16 protein-coding genes are annotated in these 20,430 nt (G+C 62.3%); all 16 read right to left on the bottom strand.

What is annotated here, in order from left to right; all coding sequences use genetic code 11:
* Window positions 1-24 precede the first annotated feature (24 nt).
* The 16 genes from GMET_RS02980 to GMET_RS02905 all read right to left on the bottom strand — a co-directional run bounded on the left by GMET_RS02980 (window position 25) and on the right by GMET_RS02905 (window position 20,289).
* Window positions 25-1,530, bottom strand: a complete 1,506-nt coding sequence (locus GMET_RS02980; protein ID WP_004512295.1) for a B12-binding domain-containing radical SAM protein — start codon at window positions 1,528-1,530, stop codon at window positions 25-27.
* Window positions 1,531-1,740: 210 nt separating this feature from the next.
* On the bottom strand, window positions 1,741-2,100 hold the full coding sequence (locus GMET_RS02975; protein WP_004512294.1) for a hypothetical protein: 360 nt from the start codon (window positions 2,098-2,100) through the stop codon (window positions 1,741-1,743).
* 1 nt (window position 2,101) lies between these two features.
* Window positions 2,102-3,349 (bottom strand): hypothetical protein, encoded by a 1,248-nt coding sequence (locus tag GMET_RS02970; RefSeq protein WP_004512293.1) that lies wholly within the window; start codon window positions 3,347-3,349, stop codon window positions 2,102-2,104.
* A 42-nt stretch (window positions 3,350-3,391) separates the two neighbouring features.
* Complete coding sequence (locus GMET_RS02965) at window positions 3,392-4,219, bottom strand: cytochrome c biogenesis protein (RefSeq protein ID WP_004512292.1); 828 nt, start codon at window positions 4,217-4,219, stop codon at window positions 3,392-3,394.
* Between the two features lie 63 nt (window positions 4,220-4,282).
* Window positions 4,283-4,801: a hypothetical protein gene (locus GMET_RS02960; RefSeq protein ID WP_004512291.1), complete on the bottom strand. Its 519-nt coding sequence runs from the start codon at window positions 4,799-4,801 to the stop codon at window positions 4,283-4,285.
* 28 nt (window positions 4,802-4,829) lie between these two features.
* Window positions 4,830-6,149: a cytochrome c biogenesis protein ResB gene (locus GMET_RS02955; RefSeq protein ID WP_004512290.1), complete on the bottom strand. Its 1,320-nt coding sequence runs from the start codon at window positions 6,147-6,149 to the stop codon at window positions 4,830-4,832.
* Window positions 6,150-6,205: 56 nt separating this feature from the next.
* Entirely contained in the window at window positions 6,206-8,209 is a 2,004-nt protein-coding gene (locus GMET_RS02950; protein ID WP_004512289.1) for a right-handed parallel beta-helix repeat-containing protein, read from the bottom strand.
* Window positions 8,206-8,997, bottom strand: a complete 792-nt coding sequence (locus GMET_RS02945; protein WP_390138754.1) for a carboxypeptidase-like regulatory domain-containing protein — start codon at window positions 8,995-8,997, stop codon at window positions 8,206-8,208. The genes GMET_RS02950 and GMET_RS02945 overlap by 4 nt, the downstream gene beginning before the upstream one ends.
* A 52-nt stretch (window positions 8,998-9,049) precedes the next feature.
* Complete coding sequence (locus GMET_RS02940; protein ID WP_004512287.1) at window positions 9,050-9,730, bottom strand: glycosyltransferase family 2 protein; 681 nt, start codon at window positions 9,728-9,730, stop codon at window positions 9,050-9,052.
* 78 nt (window positions 9,731-9,808) lie between these two features.
* Window positions 9,809-11,650, bottom strand: a complete 1,842-nt coding sequence (locus GMET_RS02935; protein ID WP_004512286.1) for a tetratricopeptide repeat protein — start codon at window positions 11,648-11,650, stop codon at window positions 9,809-9,811.
* Complete coding sequence (locus GMET_RS02930; protein ID WP_004512285.1) at window positions 11,647-12,777, bottom strand: radical SAM/SPASM domain-containing protein; 1,131 nt, start codon at window positions 12,775-12,777, stop codon at window positions 11,647-11,649. Before GMET_RS02930 ends, GMET_RS02935 begins: the two co-directional genes overlap by 4 nt.
* Window positions 12,777-13,829 carry a radical SAM protein gene (locus GMET_RS02925; protein WP_004512284.1) on the bottom strand — a complete coding sequence of 351 codons (1,053 nt, stop codon included), beginning with the start codon at window positions 13,827-13,829 and terminating at the stop codon, window positions 12,777-12,779. Before GMET_RS02925 ends, GMET_RS02930 begins: the two co-directional genes overlap by 1 nt.
* The gene (locus tag GMET_RS02920; protein WP_004512283.1) at window positions 13,829-15,049 is read right to left on the bottom strand and encodes a glycosyltransferase family 9 protein; all 1,221 of its coding nucleotides are present in this window, start codon (window positions 15,047-15,049) and stop codon (window positions 13,829-13,831) included. Before GMET_RS02920 ends, GMET_RS02925 begins: the two co-directional genes overlap by 1 nt.
* A gap of 47 nt (window positions 15,050-15,096) precedes the next feature.
* Window positions 15,097-16,737, bottom strand: coding sequence for a tetratricopeptide repeat protein (locus GMET_RS02915; protein ID WP_004512282.1), 1,641 nt, complete (start codon window positions 16,735-16,737; stop codon window positions 15,097-15,099).
* Window positions 16,738-16,739: 2 nt separating this feature from the next.
* Complete coding sequence (locus GMET_RS02910) at window positions 16,740-19,253, bottom strand: spermidine synthase (protein WP_011365690.1); 2,514 nt, start codon at window positions 19,251-19,253, stop codon at window positions 16,740-16,742.
* Between the two features lies 1 nt (window position 19,254).
* Complete coding sequence (locus GMET_RS02905; protein WP_004512280.1) at window positions 19,255-20,289, bottom strand: ankyrin repeat domain-containing protein; 1,035 nt, start codon at window positions 20,287-20,289, stop codon at window positions 19,255-19,257.
* Window positions 20,290-20,430: the final 141 nt, after the last annotated feature.

Here is a 20,430-nt window from a genome sequence, read left to right as displayed (position 1 = left end):
TCGGTACAGTGAAACGGAAAGAACTCATGGAATGGGCGCTATCGTCTGGTGGGGGACATGCTTGTGCTGGCTGACCGTTTTCAGGAGCGCCTTGACCTCCGCGGGCATCTCCTTCCCCTCCTTGAGCATCGCCTTCATCTGGCCGGCCAGATAGGAGTGGTTAATGAGGAGATCGAGGACCGACAGCATGAACTCCTGCTTCCAGGGGGAGAGCTTGTCCAGGTTCTGGAACTTGTGCATGAAGAACTTCTGGGATGCTTTCCCCAACTGGCGCTCCAGTTCTTCCATGGTCATGTTTTTGGGCTTGATGACCGGCTCCACCAGGTTGTATTTGCGGTAATCCTTGGTGGCCACGTAGGGCTCGAGCTCGGGGTAGAGCTCGGCATAGGGCCAGGGGGCGATGGCAAGAAAGAACGCCATGTCAGGGTTGTAGTGCTTGGCGAGCTCGATGGTCTGCTCAATGGATTCAGGGGTGTCGTCGGGCATGCCGAGGACGAAAGAGGTTTCCGAAACGATGTCGGCCCCATTAATCAGGTCGATGGCCTGCTTGGACTGGGCAACTTCCGTATCCTTCTTGAAGAGGTCGAGGGTTTCCTGGCTTCCCGCCTCGACCCCCACATAGATGTGCTCAACGCCACCTTCCCGGTACTTGTCCATGATATCGGCGTCCCGCAGAATGTCGTCCACCCGGGTCTCCATGAGAAGCTTCACCGGCACTTCCCGTTCCACCATGAGATCCAGGATCCGGACCCACCGCTCCCGGTCGAAGGTGGGAAGCTCGTCGGAGAGCATGGCCACCTGGACACCGTGGACGTTGTGGAGCATCTCCAGCTCGGCCACGAAGTTCTCGGCGCTCCGGGCGCGCCATGACTGGGCCCAGAAGAGCTGCTGGGAACAGAAGGAACACTGGGATTTGCAGCCGCGGGAAGAGGAGACGATGGCCAGCCGGGCGTTCTTCTTGGCCCGGTAGGTATAGATGGGCCACTCCACCAGATCCCAGGCTGTGGGAAGATTGTCCAGGTCATGAATGTACGGGGCCTTGGGGGTAACCACCACCCCGCCGTCGCGCCAGTAGGCGATTCCGAGAACCTTCTTCGGGTCATCGCCGGCATTGAGGCAGTGGCAGAGCATGGGGAGCGTCTCCTCCCCCTCCCCCCTGACGATGTAGTCCACGGCGTCGTGGTCGTGGGTAAGAACCTCGTCGTAACAGAAGGCCGCGTGGACGTTGCCGAGCGCCGTCACGATGCGGGGGTTGATGGACTTGGCGAACCGGAGCAGTTTCACCGCTTCGACAATGGAGGCGGTATAGGCGGTCGTGGCAACCATATCGGGGCGGAACGCCTCGATCCGCTTCTGGATGTCGGGCCACTTGTGCCACAGAGACATGGCATCGTAGTAATCCACCTCGTACCCCGCCGCTCTGAGTGCCCCGGCGATGTAGACAAAACCGACATTGAGCCAGGTGCCGGCCGACTCCACAACGCCCGCGTGGTAGGGGGGGGTAATGAGGGCTATTCTCTTGATTTTCATTCACTTCTCCTCGACGAGGTTGGGAACTGAGCCAGACAAAAAGCAAAAATCGGGCCGCCCCCAAAGAGCATTAGCTTATGCACATTCTGCTTATAAAACGCAAGTTTTTTAACTTGAGTGGCACCGGAGGACACCGCGAGTTGGCGGAACGCTCCGGCTTATGACGGAACAGTGGGGATGGAGAAGAACCGGTGGGAGGTACAATGTCCGTCAGTGAAACACCAGCGGGTAAACGAACAGATAGCCGGCGCCGAAAGCCGAAAGGAGAACCACATGCTTGATAATGAGCATCCGGCGGCGAACCCGCTCAGCGTCGGCGCCGTACCAGTTGTCGACGTAGGTAAAGGTCCGTCCGGCGCCGGTGGCCATGATAAAAACCATGGAAACGACGCTCGTCCAGAAAAAAATATGCTCCAACCGGTTCAGTATGGCGACGACTTCCGGCGACCGGAGCTGATGCATCCGGTGGATGAGGGCTATGGAGGCAATGGCGGCAAGCCAGATCCCGGCGGCGAAGTCATGGACAAAACCGTTCAGGATGACGGCGATGCTACGGATGTTGTTTTTCATTCTACTCATTCCCCTCCCGCACGATCATCTCCTCGATGGCCTCGCCGCAGGGGCAGAGGGGATCATCCTTCTTGATCTTCGCCACGTACCGGCCGATGGAGAATTTCATGTAGAGATCGAGGAAGGAGAATATCTTTTTCTCCCCCATGGGTCCCACCGGCTTCTCCGAGGGCATCGGCGACACCTTGCCGTCCACCACCTGGGCCCGGCCAATGATCTCGAAGCCGTCTTCCGTTCGGAAGCCCAGGTTGTCGGTCTGCACGCCGAGGACCGTCGGCAGGTTCGCCAGATCGTAGTGGCGAAGGAGCCCCACCTCCCCCGGCGGCAGCACCCGCGAGCAGGTCTCGATATCCATGGCCACGACGCGGCACCAGGGAAGATCCGGCTTGATCCGCTCCCGGTCGAGGCCCGTGCGGAGGTCTTTCAGGCTGGAATCGGCGCTGTTCGTGGCGCTCTCGGCCATGCCGAGGACGTTGAGACAGTAGGCGGGGTCCACGCCGAAGGTGTCGCGGCACCGCTCGTAGTACTCATCGCGGCCGCAGTCCCCGAAACGACCCCGGTACCCGCCGCCGTCCACAATGCGGCTCCCGGCCGGGAGCGCGAAGCGGAGGCCGTTTTTCCGGCAGGCATTAAAGAAATAGATGAAGGCGGAGGTGGAGCCGATGAGCGCCACGGGCCTGTCCGCCACCACCAGTTCCCGGAGCCGGTCCATGAACTCCCGGATGAGGAACCCCCGCCGCGTGATGAAAAAGCCGCTCTGGTCGGTGCCGAAGGAACGTATTGTCTCGGCCATGCCGATGGCCATTCCCATGGACGGGGCCGTCTCCGGCGACGGAGCAAGGACCAGGATCGGCATCCGCTCCCCCTCGGGAAAGACGTAATCTCCCATCACCTTGCGGTTGGCCGCCAGCACCAGTTCGCGGCCATACTCGTCCCGAAAGATTATGCCGCGCAGGTCAGGGTCGGTGGTTCCCCCCGTGATGTTGGCCATGACGGTCTTCTCGTAGGGGAAGGAAATGACCAGGTTCTTCTTGAAGGCGTCCGACGGATAGGCGGGGATATCCTCCCAGCGGCCAATCCCGGCAGGGTTGATTCCCTTGCCGTCGCAGTAGGCACGGTACGCCTCGTTGGCCCCGTACTGGAAGCGGAACACCTCCAGCGCCAGCGACTCGAACCGGTCCTCCCCGCGGGAGTCGGTGATGTAGTCACGAATCGTCTCGAAAAGCTCCCGCCGGCGGTCATCACTCATTGGTTCTCTCCAGGTACAAGGCAAAGCGGCCATGGGCCGGGATCATTTAAAGTACTCAGAATGGACCGAGCCACCGATCAGCGGCGTAAAGAAGAGGGAGAGGACCGACAGCAGGAAGCAGAGGATGTAGAGGTAAGCCGCCGCTTCCCCCTTCAGCCCGAAGAAGCGCCGCAGGTGCAGGTAGATACCGAAGGCCACCCAGGTAATGAGCGACCAGGTCTCGATGGGGTCCCACCCCCAGAAGCGCCCCCACGATTCATAGGCCCAGATGCTCCCCGCCAGCATGGCGATGGCCCAAAAGGTGAAGCTGAAGCCGGCGAAGCGGAAGGCGAGAATATCCATGGTCTCCATGTCGGGGAGGCGGGTAAGCCACTGGATGCCGGTGCGCTTGCGCAGGATGAAGAAGATGGAAAAGGCCAGGGCCACCAGGAGCGTGCAGACCGAAATCTTGTAGAAGGTCACGTGGAGGATGAGCCAGACACTGCGCAGCGTCGGCGGCAGCATCTTCACCTGGGGCTCGAAGAAGATGCCGACGGCGATCATCAGGAAGGCGGCCGGAAACACCAGGATGCTCGCCGGCCTTATCTTCGGCAGGAAGTGGGCAAAGACCATGAAGAGGAAAAGCCCCATCCATGCCTGGGAAGAGAGGACCTCGAACCGGCCGATGTACGGGCCGTGCCCGACAATCTTCCACCACCAGAGGATGCCGATGCCGTGCACCAGAAGCCCCGCCCCCACCAGGAGATAGCTGATCCCCGTGGCGCGTTCCTTGCGGAAGATGAGACCTGCCACGTTGAAGATGGTGGCGAGCACGTAGATGACCACTGCCGCCCAATGGATGATGGTTATTGACGAAAAAGAGCTTTCCATGAAACGCATACCTCTCTGAAAAAATCGCCGGTTGATTCGTACCGCCCCCGGGTCAACCGGCGCCTACCGCACGGAAGCCTTCCCGGAAGCCGGCGCGGCCGGGGAAGCCTTCGTGTCGGCGCCTTTCCCCTTCTCGCCCTCCGCGGCAACATCCCTGACCCACCAGGCGCCGTTCTTCTTGGCGAGATGGTAGTTCGTCCGGTAGACAAACCCCTTCTCGTCCCGCTCCACTTTCCCGGTATCGATGTTCACATGCCGGAAATCCCAGACCTCCCGGGTCTTCACCGAGGCGGAGGTGGCGGCGGCGAAACGGATATCCTTGAAGGATATGTCCTTGAGCTCCGACATCATCCTGATCCGCCCCTCGCCCAGGGCCGCCATGTGGAAGTAGACCTTGGCAGTCTGGGGCTCCTCGGCCACCCGGGCCAGCCCACCCATGTTCATGGTCGCGTACCCCTGGGCCAATTGGGTGTTGTAGCGTTTCACCGTCTCCCGCACCTGCTCCGCTTCCCGCGTATCGACGCTGCTGCAGGAAGCCGTCGCAACGGCCAGCAAAAGCAAGGCAATACTCTTTTTGATCATGTCATGCAACTCCCCATGAAATAGATAGTCAAACATTCCGCTCATCCGTCGCAACGGGCAACCCCGCCAGCCGGCGGAGATAGTCAAACTCGTCGCGGTAGAGCCGTTCAAAGCGCGTTGCCCGCCAGGAGAGCCGGCACCCTTCCCCTGAGGGAGAAAGGGAGCACTCCCGGGGGGGGCAGAAATAGCTCAGCGACCCGCCCAGGCAGACGATGAAGAATCCGAGGAAAATTCCCGCCATGCCCGTGGTGTCGATAAAAATCAACCCCCCCCAGCGCTCCACCTTGACCAACTGGGCCGTGTAGCCGCCCAAGCGCCCCGTCTCCCCCACCTTCAGGGGAAGCTCCGCGACAGCCTTTCCGCCCTCCATGAGGCGCATCACGAAGAGGGGGTTGCTCCCGTCAAGGGAACGCCGGTCGGCATCCCCGTAATATTTGGTTTTGAGTGCGCTCGGCAGCCAGGGGAGGACAAAATCCTTGTATGAGGCAGTATTTCGGTCAGTTGGCTGGTCGAGGGAGAAAACCTCGCCGTGCTCCTGGCCGTCCTGTCCCGTGAACTTCACGAAAAATGCCCTGCCGTAGGACTTCCCCTGGAAAATCCGCACACCCTTGTACCGTATCGATTTATTGATGTGCATCGACAACGGCGTCGGCCGGCCGGCAGCGTCGACAAAACTGAAGTCGGTGGTAAGCTGCCGCATGTTGTCGTTGTCGTAGTATTCCGGCACAACCCGGTCGAGGCGCACCGCATCGGGGAGAACCAGCTTGCCGGCCAGCAGGCCCCGCTCCTCCTTGATCCAGTCCGCGCCGGGTTTGTGCACTTCCCCTTCGAGCAGATCGATCACCGCCCGTTTCTCATAGAGAAGGATCACCAGCGACGAGGCAATGGAGACGACGATCCCCAGGTGGAGGAGGAAGTTGCCCCAATAGCCCCACGGATGGCGGACAAACCGGGTGGCGCCGTCCCGCCCCCCCATCCTCAGATAGCCCAGGGAGCGAAGGCCCGCGGCAAGCTCGGCGGCGCCGGCGGCAGATTCAAAGGATTCTCCTCCCGCGCCCCCCTCCCGGCTCTTCCGGAGAGCAAGCCGGAACTGCTCCCAGGTGGAGAAGCAGAGCGAAACGAGGAACAGCACGAGCAGCACCGCGAACCAGGGTGATGTATAGACATGGTCGAGGGCCAGCACCCGCGACAGTTTTGCCAGGGCCGGATTGGCCAGCTGCCACTTGTCCAGCTCCGGAGGCGAGGTAAGGAAGCGTTGCGGGAACGAGTACCCCAGGAGAATCGCCCCGAGCATGAGAAGAATAAGGGATATAACGGTTTTTCGGGAAAGGAAGAAACGCTTGAGCATCAGAGCACTTTACTACAACTGGTGCCCTCGATGTAACTGCTTTTTGCCGGATCGCATCACTGCCTCACTCCGACGCCACTCGGAGGCCCGGGGAGAACGGGGGTCAGCAGCACCGCCCCCAGATCGGCATCGGTCTTTCTGTCGTATATCTTCGAATAAATTCTGTCCAGCGCCGCGGTTCCCCACCAGTTGTCCCGGGCCACCGTGTCGTACCGCTGCCGGTCGCCGAACCGGTAGTCGTGCGCCCGGTTCCCGCTTATGGCGTTGAACCTGATGACCGGCATCATGGCGTAGGCCGGGTCCGCCTCGTATTCGTCCGGCAGGAAATCCACCCGGTTCTGGCCGGAGGGGACGAAGAAAATCCCCACGTCGTTGTTGCGGATCAGGTTGTACTCCATGGTCACCGGCCCCTCCAGCCGGTGGTAGCGGATGCCGTAACGGTTGCGCTCGATGTCGTTGTGGACGATGACCAGTTCGGCCCTGCCGAACCGCAGCCCTTCGCTGTTCCCGGCAAAAACCGAATCGCTCACCACCGCCCGGGAGAAATGGGCCTGGAGCCCCGTGAAGGCGTGCTCCACCACGCAGTAGCGGAGCACGTTCTCCGCCCCCGAGGTAAAGAGGAGAATGTACGACCAATCCCCAGGCCGGGGCTTCTTCTCGGCGGACATGAACCGAATCCGCTGCCGCGGCGTCCCCGCCGCCACCAGCCTTCCGAGCACCCTCAGCTCGCCGTCGCCGATCCCGTCCTTGTCCCGGTCGATTTTCCGGAACCTCACCACCGTTCCCGGGAGGATGGTGAGGGTAGCTCTCCGGGACACCACCACCCTTCCGGCAATCTCCACCCGGCCGTTCCAGACCGTATCCCGGTCGATCACTGTGTCGCCCAGGCGCAGCGCAGCCTTGCGCCGCACGGATTTCTCCACCGTTGCCGCCGGCGCCGGGACTTCCCCGCTGGCGGTCATGACCCTGCCGACCGTTATTTTCACATCCTCAAGCTGCCCCGCCACGGTCACGGCGTGGTCCGCATTCCCTTCGTACAGTCCGAACAGCTCCCCCCGATGGGGCGACATGCCGGTAAACTCACGGGCAACGGGATAGTACGTGCCCGGCTCCTTCAACCCGATCGTGAAGGCGCCGGATGCGTCGGTTTTCGCCATGAATTCCGATTTCAGCCGGGGGATGTTCATGCGGAAGAGCTGGTTCGGCTCGCCCTTGAAGGCCATGACCACAAGCCCCGCCACGGGCTTGCCGTCCAGGCCGGTGACCCTGCCGGAAATGCCGTAGCGGCTCGGTTCCTCCGCGGCTCGCTCCCTGAAGCGGGCCAGTCCGCCCCGCTTCCCCCCCACCGACGCCCCGTCCGCCAGGAAACCCCGGACGTCGTCCCTGGGATAGCAGGGAATGACAACCGCCGTTTCCGTGCCGGGGGCCACGGTCACGGGATTGCCGGCAAAGTAACAGAAAAGATCCCCCCTGCGCAGCTGCATCACCCTGTCGGACGCCAACCGCTTCCGGGCCACCACCAGGTAGTCGCCCTCAACCGTGTCGATGGCGAATTTCCCCGCGGCGTCAGTGGTCTTCGTGACGACACCCAGCCCCTTGCACTGTTCCCCGGCGGCGGAATAGAGCGACACCTGGGCACCGGCCACCGGCTTTCCCTTGTAGGTGACGACCCCCGTGAGCCGGGAGATGTCGGACTTCCTCATTGCGGCCGGAGCCGTGGGGGTAGCGATAAAGGGGAGCCAGAGCTTCTCGCCGGCGACGGTCACGGGATTGGCGCCGTGGAACGAAAAATACTCCGACCCTTCCCGATTTCCCGTTGCAACCAGATGGTAGGCGCCCGGAGGGAGATTCAACCGGTAGAAGCCGGGCTTTTCCCCCGGCGAGGACCGGCAGAGGGGCGTTCCACCGCTGATATCCTTGAGGGAACCGTAGGCGGATACCACTGCCCCCTCCAGGGGCCCCTGCTCCGCAACCACCACCCCCTCCACCGGCGTTGCCCGACTGGGAGCCGGGAGGAGCAGGAGGACAGACAGCAACAGAAGCGATATTGCGGAATTCATTGCTGCTTGCGTTGCTGCGTACTGAATCTGGTGACCTGGATATCGATGCCCTGCCGGAGTTGCCCGCCATCAACGACAACGGGGCCGGAACCGTAAGCACCCAGGAATTCGCCCTCTGCCGGCTTCCCGCCGCCATAATGGGTACGGGCCTTGAGGAAATAGGTCCCCTTCCCGGTAAGGACCAGCACATACTTCCCGTCCGCACCGGTCTCGTTGGAGGCATAACGCGGCATCCCTTGCATTTCCGCGGCTTCGTAGGCAAAGACGCGGATACCGGCCACGGGTTGCCCCTGTTTGTCGGTTACGGTCCCTTCGATACCGGTCGTGCCGTCCTTGACGGCGGCCACCCCTTTCCGGTAGGGGACCGCCTCGGTGATGGTGCCGATATTCGTGGTTTTTCCGGCCTTCACCACGAACTCCTTCGGTTTCCCCTTCTTGTCCCGGGCGTAATACTGCGGATCCCCTTCCCGGGGAGGGCCGGCGCTGTTGGGGTCCACCCGTTTAAGCATGACCAGGTAGTACCTGCCGGCAGGGGCCTGCACCCGGAATCCCCCCTCCTGGTCGACGGGGGTTCCCATATCGGGGGTGCGCAGATACTTGTGGCCTGCCGGAGGAGGACCCTTGGCCACGTTGAACAGCAGCACCTGCGCGTCAGTCATGGGGCCGTACTCCTTGGTGATCCATTTGCCGGTGATGGTTCCGGTGTCATCCGCGGCAAAAACTGCCTGTATCGAGCAGAAAAACACCATCAGGAAAAAGCCGATCATTTTGTTCTTCAAGCAACTCACCCCCGATCTTTAGCGTGAAACGGCAGTACGCTTCCGTGACGTTATCAACCCATCACGTCAAAGTATACTTGGCTATGCATCTCACCGACGAAATGAAATCCCTCCAGCCGATTTTCTTCCCCTCGGCGGATGTTCTGCCGCGATATGATATCCCGACCTCACGTATTCTCACCCCCAGTTTCGCCAGCTTTGCGGTGATCTCCGGTTCACAGCCGAACCGGTTCTCTTCTATGGTGATCCGCTCCAGGACGTCCCTGCTGAAGACCTTGTAACAGGTTTCGACGTCGGTCAGCTCCAGTTTTGTCAGCGTGTTGGAAAGATATGTCAGTATCCTGTTCCCGGCCCTGTTCCAGAACGACATGCCGAGGCTGCGTTCCCCGGAGAGGAACCGGGAGCCATAGACCACATCGACCTCGCCGTTCAGAATCGGCTGGATCAGCAGCGGGTACTGTCCCGGATCGTACTCAAGATCGGCATCCTGAATGAGAACCACGTCCCCCGTAACATGCCGGAAGCCGCTCCTCAAGGCAGCCCCCTTCCCCATGTTCCGGTCATGGAGAACCACCGTGGCCCCAGTGGCACCCAGTTCCCTGACGATCTCCCGGGTGCCGTCGGTGGAGCAGTCATCCACAAGAATTATCTCCTTGTCGATCGTCACCGCCGCCACCTGTTCATAGATGGCACGAAGGGTTGCCTTCTCGTTGTAAACCGGCATCACCACCGACAGTTTCATGATTCGAAATCCGCCAAGGATAAATAACAGGGCTCATCGCATCGCCATCCGGCACCACGTATCATCGTCACAAGCATCCTATCTTCCAGCATTGTTCCGCACCAGGCGGTCGAAGCGCGGGCTGTCCCGCAGGGCCGACAGCCGCGGATCGTCGTACATCCGTCCGAAGTCGTCGTACCCCCGCTGCACGGCCTTCTCCAGCCAGGCGAGGCCGGCATCGGCATTGCCCGACAGGGCCTCGACGCTCGCCAGGGCATAGGCATTGGCGGCGTCCCCCGGCGCCTGTGCCTCCACCTGCACGAAGTATCCGCGGGCCTCTTCCAGGCGCCCCCGGGTCAGCGCCAGATTCCCCAGCAAGGACACCACCTGCCACGCCTCCGGTTGCAAAGAGTGTGCGCGCTGGTATGCCCTTTCAGCCTCCCCGTAGTCGCCCCGTTTCATGTAATTGGTGCCAAGACTGGCCCAGCCGGAGACGTAATCGGGCTTCAGCTCCAGGAGCCTCTTCAGCATCCGGTATCCCTGGTCAAGCTCCCCCGTGTTGGTGGCAATCTGCCCCAGGGCATGGAGGATCTCCGTATTTGACCGATTGAGCGCAAAGCCCCGCTGATAAGCCTCCCTGGCCTCCGCAATCCTGCCAACGTCCAATAGCGATCCACCCAGGATCTGCCATGCCAGATCGCTCCCCGGTTCCTTGGCAACGGCATCGCTCCAGAGGGTCAGGGAATTCTTCCAGACGCCGGTCCGCTGAAAAGAGGCCACGGAAAGGGCCGCCAGCACCGGCAGCACAACCGCATAGAGCAGGAAACGGCGCTCCGGTGCCAGGCGCTCCCACAGCAGTGCCCCGCCCGATCCGGCCAAGGCGGCCGCGCCGATGATTGGGAGATAGAGATAGTGGTCGTACAGCAGCGAGATGACCGGCACGATCTGGGAAACCGGCAGGAGCCCGACCCAGAAAAAGAGGACCCAGAAGGCGAGCCGCCGGTCGACCCGATACAGCCGGACCGAGGCCACGGCGATGCCGGCAAGGAGGAGGGCCGACAGGACCACTGTGGCGTCAACGGCCTGCCGGATCGGGGGAGCATAGGCGGCACTGAGGCCGGCGGGCCAGACCAGCATTTCCAGATAACGGCAGAACACGGGGAGCATCGTGTAGAGCGTCCCCAGGGGACTCCCGCCGTGGTAGGCGGTGCGGCCACCTTCCGCCACCTCCGGCGACTGGGTATAGAGGGTCAGGGCAGAAAAAATGCCGGCCAGCAGCACGTAGGGAACCTTGTCCGCATACCGGGACCGTCGGTCCCCATCGGCAAAGCAGTGGTCGTACAGCACCAGGATTACGGGAAGGACCACCGTGGTCGGCTTGGCCAGCAACGATAACAGGAACGCGCCGCAGGATGCCCCATAGCTCCATCGTCCTCTCCCTGTCGGGGCCAGGCGATAGCGGCAGTACTGTTTCCAGGCGATCAGGAAGAAGAGCAGGGCCAGGAGTGATTTTCTCTGGGAGATCCAGGCAACGGCCTCGACCTGGACCGGATGAACCAGGAAAATTGCCGATGCCACCAGAGCAACCAGACGCTGCCCGTACCAACCGAGGAGCAACCGGTAGATCAGGAGCCCGTTCAGCAGGTGCAGCAGGATGTTCGTCAGGATGAAGCCGCCGGGCCAGAGCCCCCAGAGCGAATAGTCAAGCATGTACGAAACGACCTGCACCGGGGCGTAATATCCGCCGAAGTAACCGGTGAATGCGCTGCGGATATGGTCCCATGAAAAACCGCGCACGGCTTCGTTATAGAGCACATACCAGTTGTCATCCCAGTTGGTCTGGAAATCATGGCCAAGGGCTCTCCCATACACAGCCAGGACCACCACCGCAAGGCAGACGAAATCCAGCGCCTGTTCCCGTTTCAGAGAAAAGAAATTCACCGCTCGCTCCCGCGTCGGAATCGCCCCCGCGCTTTGTGGTCGAACAAGAGATTCAGTTCCAGATGACAGTTCAGATAACAGTCCCGGCACGCGGACGCGATATCGCGATGGGTCTGGTACCCATCGGAACGCCACAGATCCACAAGGCTGCCATGCCTGACATTGCCGGCCCGCCGGCCCCAGCTCATCCGGGGAAAACAGGGGAACACGTCCCCATGGCAGTCCACCAACAGGGAATGGTACCCTGCCCGGCAGCGCACCGGAGACGGGACACCGGCGACCGATGACCGGAACAGCCGCAGGTGGGCGGGAGAATTTTCGACCATCCCCCGCTCCCGGCCCATTGCGAGCAGATACTCCACCAGCCGGTCGACTTTTTTCATGAAGGACTCATCGGGCGTCGCTTTGTCACCCCCATTGCCAGTGAGCGGCTGGCACGGAATGAACTCGATGCAGTCGGCGCCGAGTTCGCGGGAAAGTTCCGCCAGATCCCCGGCCTCGTCGATGTTGGCTTCACTGAGGACCGCCACCATCTTGATGCGCAGCGGCACTCCCCGCTCCCGGCGCAGCCGGTGCAGGCGCTCCACAGCCGCCGTGGCCCGCTCGAAGGCGCCGCCGCAGTTCCTGATCCGGTCGTGGGTCGCCGGAGAGGCCCCGTCCAGCGAGATATTGACCGATTCCACCCCGGCATCGACGATACACCGCGCCGCCGTGTCGTCGAGAAAATAACCGTTGGTGTTGAGATGGGTAATCATGCCGTTGTGCCGGGAGCAGGCCAGCAGTTCGTAGATGTCCGGGCGGAGCAGCGGCTCGCCGCCGGTAAAGCCGAGGCCCGGCGTTCCCAGGCGGGCAAACTCCCCGATGATCTCCTTGAGGCGTGCGGTGTCCAGCTCGTCGCCCCCGGTGCCAGCTGATTCCCGGCGCTTCGAGGGGATGTCGCACATGGTGCAGTCGCAGTTACAGCGGCGGGTGACCATGAGGCTTCCGTGAACCGGGCCGCACAGGGCTCGCCCGGCAAGCGGCGAGAGGTGCAGCAGCAGGTACTGGCGCGCCCGCCGGGCAAGCCACCCCACCCCATCCTGCTTCAGCTTCGCCAGCAGGAAATCGTGATAGACCTTCCTGATCATCACCCTTTGCCGCCTCCAGCAAACAGGTTCGCCATGATGGTCTGGTATGCCTCGCAGGGTGTCCAGCATCCCGGACAGGCCCCATCCCGAACTGCCTGCCTGACCTCGTGGCGCCGTGGGCTGCGCCAGAGCCGCCCCAGATCATACCCCCATTCCCTGAGGGAGCCGACCGGGGCGTCAAAACCGGTGCAGGGATAGACGGTGCCGCCCGGATCGACGTAACAGGAGGCGGCAGCCGCCTGACAGGCAAGCGGCGTAGTCCCTCGCTCCAGATACGGACGGACCAGGGATTGGTAGCGGCGTTCGAGGAACGAGACCGGACTCATTACCCCGCTCCGGCGCGACGCGCTGATCCGGTCCAGAAGGCGGCAGGTCTCCTCCGGAGCCGGCAGTCCCGAAAAGGTGGCATTATCGTAATAGAGCCCGGAAACATGGGCCACATTGACGTGGAGCTCGTCATCCGTCACTTCCACCTCCCGCCTGACCGCCTGGAGCATGCCGTCGAACCCGTCCAGATTGGCTTCCTGCACGGTGTAGCCGAGAAACACCGAAAAGCGCCGGGACCGCAGTTCCCGCAAGCGGCGGAAGGTTGCCACGGCCCGTTCCCACGAACCGTCCACCCCCCGGATCCGGTCATGGAGTTCGGGGGGACCATCGAGGCTGACCGAAACCATCAGGCGCGGCACCGACATCCTGGCGAGAAACGCCCGCACCACCGCCACGATCCGGTCGCTGTCATGGCCGTTGGTGGGGAAGTTGAGCAGGCAGAGCTGCCGGCAGTGCCGGTCGATGACATCGAGAATCCCGTCGATATCGTCGCGGAGGAAGATCTCTCCGCCGGTCAGGTTGATCCACGAGAACCGGTTCGAACGGGCCAGGAACCGGTCGATCTCGGAGAGGGAAAGCTCATCTCCGGCCGGCCGGCGCCAGATGTTGCACATGGCGCAGCGGGCCTGGCAACGGCTGGTGACCCCCCAGGTCATCCGGTACGGCTCCGGAAGGTCCCCCAGGTTGCTCCGCAGAACCCGGTATGCCAGCCGCGGGAAGCGCATCACCGCATACCCCCGGAGAGCCTGGTGAGCAGAAACGGGGCATCCGGCTCCAGGAAATTCCGCCGGATGGCAGCCGCCACATCTTCCACCCCGATGGCCCCCATGCAGGCCCCCCGTCCCGCGGGGTGGCGACAGACATGGAGCTTGGCGTTGAAGTTGGTGATGCAGGGGCTACAGTCAAGTCCCTGACAGACGGCCACGCCCCCCCTTCCCCACGGGCCGTAGAGGCGTGGCGTGTTGGGACCGTACAGCCCGACCACCGGTGTTCCGACCGCCGATGCCATGTGCACGGCCGCCGTGTCGGCCGAAACCACCAGATCGGCAGCCGCGATGAGGGCGAGGTAGTCCCGGAATTTCAGCTTTCCCCCCAGATCTAGGGCGGACAACGGCCGGTGCAGATGCCTTGCCGCTTCACGGGTCAGAAAGGCCTCTTCAGCCGCTCCGGTGAAGATGGTGCGGGCATTGTGCCCGGCATGAAGCGTATCGGCAAGGGAGGAAAACCGTTCGGGCGGCCAGCGGCGCTCACTGAAATTGCCACTGGTGCCGGCATGCATGACGACGCAGAGCTCATCCGGCCCGATTCCGATTTGCGCGAGCAGTTCCTTGCCGCGTTCGCGCAGATTTTCGCTGCCGCTGATCCCGGCCGCCGGCAGGCGATCAACCGGTGCCGCTCCGGCAGCCGCAACGAGGGCATGGAAGGAACGCGTGACATGGATCGCATTGTCGTACGGGACCTGAACGGTGAAATTGAGGCTCCGATGCTGTCCCTCGGTCCGGAACCCGATAATTTCCGCGGCCCCGATCTGGCCGGCAACCAGCGCGGAAAACCGCGCGAACTGCTCGAAGTCGATGATGATGTCGTAGCGGTTCCTTCTCAGCAGGGCGACGGCCCGCCGCCACGATAACAGGAAGCGGAGCGGACCGGCGGTGGTTATGGTGGCGACGCCGTCAAACACGCCGCAGGCCCGGATGGCATCCCGGTTGCTGTCCAGCGAGAGAACATCGATGGCGGCTGCCGGGTGGGCCGCACGCAGCGCCTGAACCGACGGGAGCATCATGAAAAGATTGCCGATCCCCCAGAACTTGATCAGCAGGATGCGCCTGACCGTGGCCGGCCGCTGCGGCTGCCGCTTCCCGAAGAGCCGCCCGGCAACAAAAATCCCGAAAAGTATCGGGATCCCCAGCCAGACATCGATGATGCGGATAAGCTTCCAGTTCATCCGACCCTACCGTCAGCCAACGCTATGGCGGGAGCGCATTCCATGGCTCAATACACCTCCCACGCAATGGGCCCGGTTGCATCGCCGGCCTCCCGAAAATCCGCCGCTGCCTCCTCCCCGCGCCCAAGGGCCATGAGCGCGGTTCCCCGATGGTAGAAATACTCCGGAACTGGCTTCAGATTGATGGCGGTGGTGAATTCGCGCACCGCATCCCCATAACGCCCGGCCCGGTTGAGGGCATCGCCCCGCATGGCATGCAGGTTGAACACCCCCGGGAAACCGTCCCGCTCCCCAATGGCGATGGAGTCGGCCAGATCGGCCGCCGCCTCCAGGTAGCGCCCCTTCTGCTGCCGGTAGTCCGCCCGGAGATAGAATGCCCTGCCGATCGGCTCGACGGCGATCACCCGCGACCAGAGCGTCTCCGGATTCTTCCAGGCGCCGATCAGGTGATACGAAACGGTGCCGCAGAGGATAGTCGCCGCCACGGCTAACGCCACGACCAGTTGACGCGACCGGCCACGACAGCGGGAAACCATCCCCCCCAGCAGACCGGCGCCACCAATGCTCAGGGCCACGCCGGGAAGATAGGTGAAGCGGTCCGCATAGGCCTGGGAGCCGTTCTGGAGAAACCCGAGGACCGGCGCCAGCGGAAGGACAAAGAGCAACCAGGCGGCCAGCAGCCCCGGCCGGCGCTTCCAGCCAAAGAAGCAGAAGCAGGTCAGGGCAAGAATCCCGAGAGCGGCCAGGTAATAGGACGCGGGGAACACACGGGGAAGCAGGTAGAGGTTCACCAGCCCCACCGGGAAGACGGCCATGCGGAGATAGGCAAACAACGAGCTGCCGGCAAGGATGATGCGCTTGTACAGCGGAAAAACATGAAACGAGACCAGGATCGACTCCCCGCTGGCAAGGGTTATAGTGGCGGCAACCACCGCCAGAGCCAGCGCGAAAAACGGCAGTTTTTCGGCGACCCTTTTCACGGCATTTTCGCGCGACAAACGCCCCAGCGGGTACCAGTCCAGTACCAGCAGCATCGCCGGGATAACCACGCTGACCGGCTTGGCCATGAGCGAGAGCAGGAAAAACAGCAGGGAAACCGCATAGGCGGACCGGGCACCCTTGCGCCCGTTGTCCTCGCGGTCAGCGTAGCAGAGGTAGGAAAAGATCGAGCCGAGCGCGAAAACGCCGTTGAGCACGTCCTTGCGCTCCGTCACCCAGGCCACCGACTCCACCCGCAGCGGATGAATCCCCCACAACAGCCCGGCCAGCAGCAGTACCGCCGGGTACAGGAAGCTCGTCCCCCCCCCGGACCATTCCCCCTGCCACCGCCGCAGCAGCCGGTCCGCGACCAGCACCACCAGGCCGGCATTCAGGGCGTGGAGCACGATATTGGTCAGGTGATACCCGAGCGGATCGAGCCCCCAGAAATGGTAGTCGATGGCAAAGGAGGCCCAGGTGAGCGGCATCCACCACCCCAGGTAGGAGGTGGTGAATGCCTCCCGGATGAACTGCCGGTCAAGGATCCTGATGCCGGGATTGTCGATCACGTAGTACGGATCGTCAAAATTGATGAAATCGCAGCCAAGGGCCCGCAGGTACACCGCCAGGCAGATAAGCGCGGCCCATGCTGCGGCAATGCCTGCGGCGTGCTTCGCGTATTTTTTCGGCTCACCCAAAAAGAATGGCATGTCTAGGGGCACAGTCCCGCGGGGATATTTCCGGAATAGGCGAATCTCATCCAGTATTTTACGTTATTGTTCTCAGGACTTAAACAGTAAGCTTGGCCAAGGTCTCTGATATCGTTGTAGAAACCATACCTGGTCAGCAGCAACCCCGTCTTCTGCTCCTTTCGGATGTCGCTGCGCAGCCGTTCATCACCACCGGTGAGATACCGCGTGACATCGGCCTGGAAAAAGGGAAGCTGCCGTTGCGGCGGGATTTGGGCCTGCATGGAGGACTTCTCGAAATAATGGCGCATATCCGTGTTCACACGGGTCTCGGCGCCGATCATCCGGCCCATCATCTCTTCATCAAGCCAGAAGAAGCCCGCCACCTTCGCGACTGAATCGAGCTGGTATTCCCCGGCCCTGAACCAGGGGGCGAGCCGGTCCAGGCGCTTCTGGAGCTTGCCGGCATCGAGCCTGAACGGTTCCGGCGTGGCGAGCATCAGGGCCTGGTTCGACCCGTAAACATACCAGAAGGTCGCATGGGGAAAGACGCTCCGGAAGGTATTCAGATAGATCGGGAAGAGCTCGCCCCGCATGATCTCGGAGACGGAGACCCACTGGGCAAAGACGCCGCCCGGGGGGAGGCGCCGCTTCACATCGCGATAAAACTCCCGGGTGTACAGGATCCAGCTGTCGTAGGAGCAGGGGTGGGTCGAGTCGCTGATGATCAGATCGTATTTTTTCCCGCTGGTCACCAGATAATTTCTGCCATCGTCATTGTGAAAGCGGAAGCGGGGCTCGTGGAACACGTCGCCGTTGAATTCCTTGAACAGATTGTTGATCCCCTCCACATCGGGGTTCAGATCGACCACATCGAGGGAAGAGATCATATCGGACGCCAGGACCGACCCGGCGGTAATCCCCGAGCCGAAGGCGATGACGAGGGCGTTTTGGGGCCGTTCGGCCCCATGGACGACAACCGGAAGCATCCCCAGGAGCTTGAAGAGCTGGGCGTGGTAGAAGCGGGTCGACGCCTCCTCGATGCCGTTCAGATACATGTCCCGGAATTCCCCCTGCTTCGGATCGTTCTGATCGAGCACCGTCACGTTGGCGGCGCGCCCTTCGTGAATAAGCCTGATCGTAACCTCGGGGGCCCCGGTCCACTCGGCGATCTTCAGGGCATAGCGGTTCATGATGTTCGGCAGGGCATTCAGCGTGATGAGCGGCATGAGCGCCGGAACCAGCAGCAGGGTCGCCCACCTGAAGCCGCGGGTCAGGGACGGGACGAAGCAGGCGACGGCAATGGCGGCGCAGATGCCGAACAGGAGCCCGACCGATCCCTGCAGGCCGATCCTCGGCAGAAGCTGATAATTGATGAGGCCGGCCCCCAGCATCCCGCCGACCGTATTGGCGGCGTACAGGAAGGAGGTCCCCCGGATCGCGGCTTCGCGATCCCTCGCGTGCAGGGTCCGGATGGCGAAGGGGAGCAGCGAGCCGAGAAAAACCATCGGGATGACGATGATGCCGAGGGCCTGCAGCGGGTAGCTGGCCGCCATGATAGCATAGGGGGTCGCAGCTAGCAGGATGCCCGACAACAGGGCAATGGCCCCGAACAGGCGCACCCCGTTCCCGCCGATCCTGTTATTTGCGGCATGGGCGCCGTTGGCCAGCAGCGCCCCGGCGCCGGTCCCCAGCAGGAAGCCGGTCAGGGCCAGCGCGAACGTGGATGCCAGATTGTTCAGAAAGAGAATCACCATCCGGGTGACCAGCACCTCGTAGGCAAGGGCCACAAACCCAACTAGGAAGGAGGAAACCGCCAGGAACCGGAACAGCCCCCCCTCGCCGGAAGCAGAAGTGCCTTCGTCGGCCACCTCCGGCTCCGGAGCGAGCTGGAAACAGGCCCGAGACGGAGACAGAACCGCTGCCACGGCCACACAGAGGACTGATACGCCGCCAAGTCCGGCGGCCAGCCAGAGCGTTGCCTGAACCCCCAGTTCGAAGAGCAGATGATACCCCCCCACGAAACAGCCCACCGCCGCCCCCACGGTGTTCACGCCATAGAGGAGCGCATGGCTGTTTTCGGGATACCTGGATCGCACCCCGGTCATGATGGCGGGGAACGTCGCCCCCATGAGGGTCGCCGGGATCAACAGGGCCACCACGGTGACGGCAAACCGCAGCAGGCTCAGCAGCGCCGGCTGTTCCCACTGCTCGGCCAGGGAGGAGAAGGCACCGGCAAGGAGGTCGAAGAGGATTGGCGAGAGGAGGATGTAGGCGGCAATGAGAACTTCAAGGATCGCGTAGGGAAGCAGCGAGCACCGGCGGCGCGCCAGGAGCTTCCCGCCGGCATACCCCCCGAGGCCGAGCCCCCCCATGAAGACCACGACGATCATGGAGGTCGCGGCGAGGGAATTGCCCACCACCACGATGAGCATCCGGTTCCAGGTAACTTCCGCACAGAGGCTCGCCGCACCGGAGGAGAAATAGGCAATCAGGCAGAGCAGGAGCTGAACTCCGGGCCGTAGAGGCTTCGTCACGTTATCGTCCCTTTTCCAGCAGTTCCACGATGGCGGCATTTCCCCTGGCTCGGGCTATATCCAGCGCGTTCTTGCCGCTGTCCATTGTGGCCGACACATCGGCCTTACGTTTCAGAAGCCCGCGCACCATCTCCAGATTCCCTTCCGACACGGCGATGTGCAGGGCCGTGAGTCCGTCGCGGTTCCTCACGTTCACATCAGCGCCGGCAGCCAGCAGGAGCCGCGCCACAGCCGTGTGCCTGCCTGCCAGGGCGAACATCAGGGCGGTATCACCCCCGCTGTGGACGTAATCGAGCTTTGCCCGGGCGGCGATCAGGGCTTTAACCACCTCCCCATGCCCGTTCATGGAAGCCGCCATGAGCGGCGTGACATCCTCGAAGTTCCGGTTATTGACATAAGCGCCCGACTTCAGGAGATATTTAACGATGGCGACATCGCCCTTATTGGCGGCGATCCAGAGCGCGTTCACGGCCATGCTGTTCATGTAGTTGACCCAGGCCCCCGCGGTGACCAGCTGCTTCACGGAATCCAGGCTTCCCGAGGCCACAGCCGACATGAGCGGCGTCCACTCGTCGATGTGACCGCCGCCGCTTTTCTTGATGCTTTCCGTATAATTGACATCGGCCTTGGCCTTGACCAATCTTTTGACGGCTTTCGCGTCACCCCCCATGGCGGCATCGAACAGTTCACCGTTGATGGAGCGTTTTGAGGAACTGACGGTGACTTCATTTCCTTCGAGGGCGATGTCGTAAATGCCGTCCCTGATGGAATCATTTTCGCGGCAGTTGCTGTACACCCCGTTGTAGGTCGTCAGCGCACCGTTTTGAACGATGGTCACCTTTTTCGTGCCGCCATGGACGCAGCGCATGACTTTACCGCTGTTCGCGCGCAGGCCGTCATGCCCGCCGAGGTCCCTGACCATGTTCTCGATCAGCTTCCGGGTCTGCTCCTGGTCGTATTCGTAGGCCGGAGCGGCCAGGGGGGCGGTCAGCACGGCAATCAGGGCACCGGTCAGCAACAAACATTTGTTCAGCATCGTTTTTCTCCGTTAGTGGCGGCAATTCCGCGGATTCTCGGGCCACCTTGCTGAAATCACGAACAGTATACTCTTCACTCCGTACCACGTTGCAAGCGCTGAATTGCCCTTGCAACATGAATACCCACCCCCTCAAATGAC

Source organism: Geobacter metallireducens GS-15, from assembly GCF_000012925.1.
Classification (GTDB): Bacteria; Desulfobacterota; Desulfuromonadia; order Geobacterales; family Geobacteraceae; genus Geobacter; species Geobacter metallireducens.
The sequence above is the reverse complement of the archived record's forward strand: the minus strand, read 5'-3'. Positions and strand labels throughout refer to the sequence as shown.

Excerpts from the sequence above, each read along its gene's own strand:
- GMET_RS02915 (WP_004512282.1), bottom strand. The coding sequence starts at position 16,737 with ATGCCATTCTTTTTGGGTGAGCCGAAAAAATACGCGAAGCACGCCGCA.
- GMET_RS02965 (WP_004512292.1), bottom strand. The coding sequence starts at position 4,219 with ATGGAAAGCTCTTTTTCGTCAATAACCATCATCCATTGGGCGGCAGTG.
- GMET_RS02960 (WP_004512291.1), bottom strand. The coding sequence starts at position 4,801 with ATGATCAAAAAGAGTATTGCCTTGCTTTTGCTGGCCGTTGCGACGGCT.
- GMET_RS02940 (WP_004512287.1), bottom strand. The coding sequence starts at position 9,730 with ATGAAACTGTCGGTGGTGATGCCGGTTTACAACGAGAAGGCAACCCTT.
- GMET_RS02955 (WP_004512290.1), bottom strand. The coding sequence starts at position 6,149 with ATGCTCAAGCGTTTCTTCCTTTCCCGAAAAACCGTTATATCCCTTATT.
- GMET_RS02905 (WP_004512280.1), bottom strand. The coding sequence starts at position 20,289 with ATGCTGAACAAATGTTTGTTGCTGACCGGTGCCCTGATTGCCGTGCTG.
- GMET_RS02980 (WP_004512295.1), bottom strand. The coding sequence starts at position 1,530 with ATGAAAATCAAGAGAATAGCCCTCATTACCCCCCCCTACCACGCGGGC.
- GMET_RS02930 (WP_004512285.1), bottom strand. The coding sequence starts at position 12,777 with ATGATCAGGAAGGTCTATCACGATTTCCTGCTGGCGAAGCTGAAGCAG.
- GMET_RS02925 (WP_004512284.1), bottom strand. The coding sequence starts at position 13,829 with ATGCGCTTCCCGCGGCTGGCATACCGGGTTCTGCGGAGCAACCTGGGG.
- GMET_RS02950 (WP_004512289.1), bottom strand. The coding sequence starts at position 8,209 with ATGAATTCCGCAATATCGCTTCTGTTGCTGTCTGTCCTCCTGCTCCTC.
- GMET_RS02975 (WP_004512294.1), bottom strand. The coding sequence starts at position 2,100 with ATGAAAAACAACATCCGTAGCATCGCCGTCATCCTGAACGGTTTTGTC.
- GMET_RS02970 (WP_004512293.1), bottom strand. The coding sequence starts at position 3,349 with ATGAGTGATGACCGCCGGCGGGAGCTTTTCGAGACGATTCGTGACTAC.
- GMET_RS02920 (WP_004512283.1), bottom strand. The coding sequence starts at position 15,049 with ATGAACTGGAAGCTTATCCGCATCATCGATGTCTGGCTGGGGATCCCG.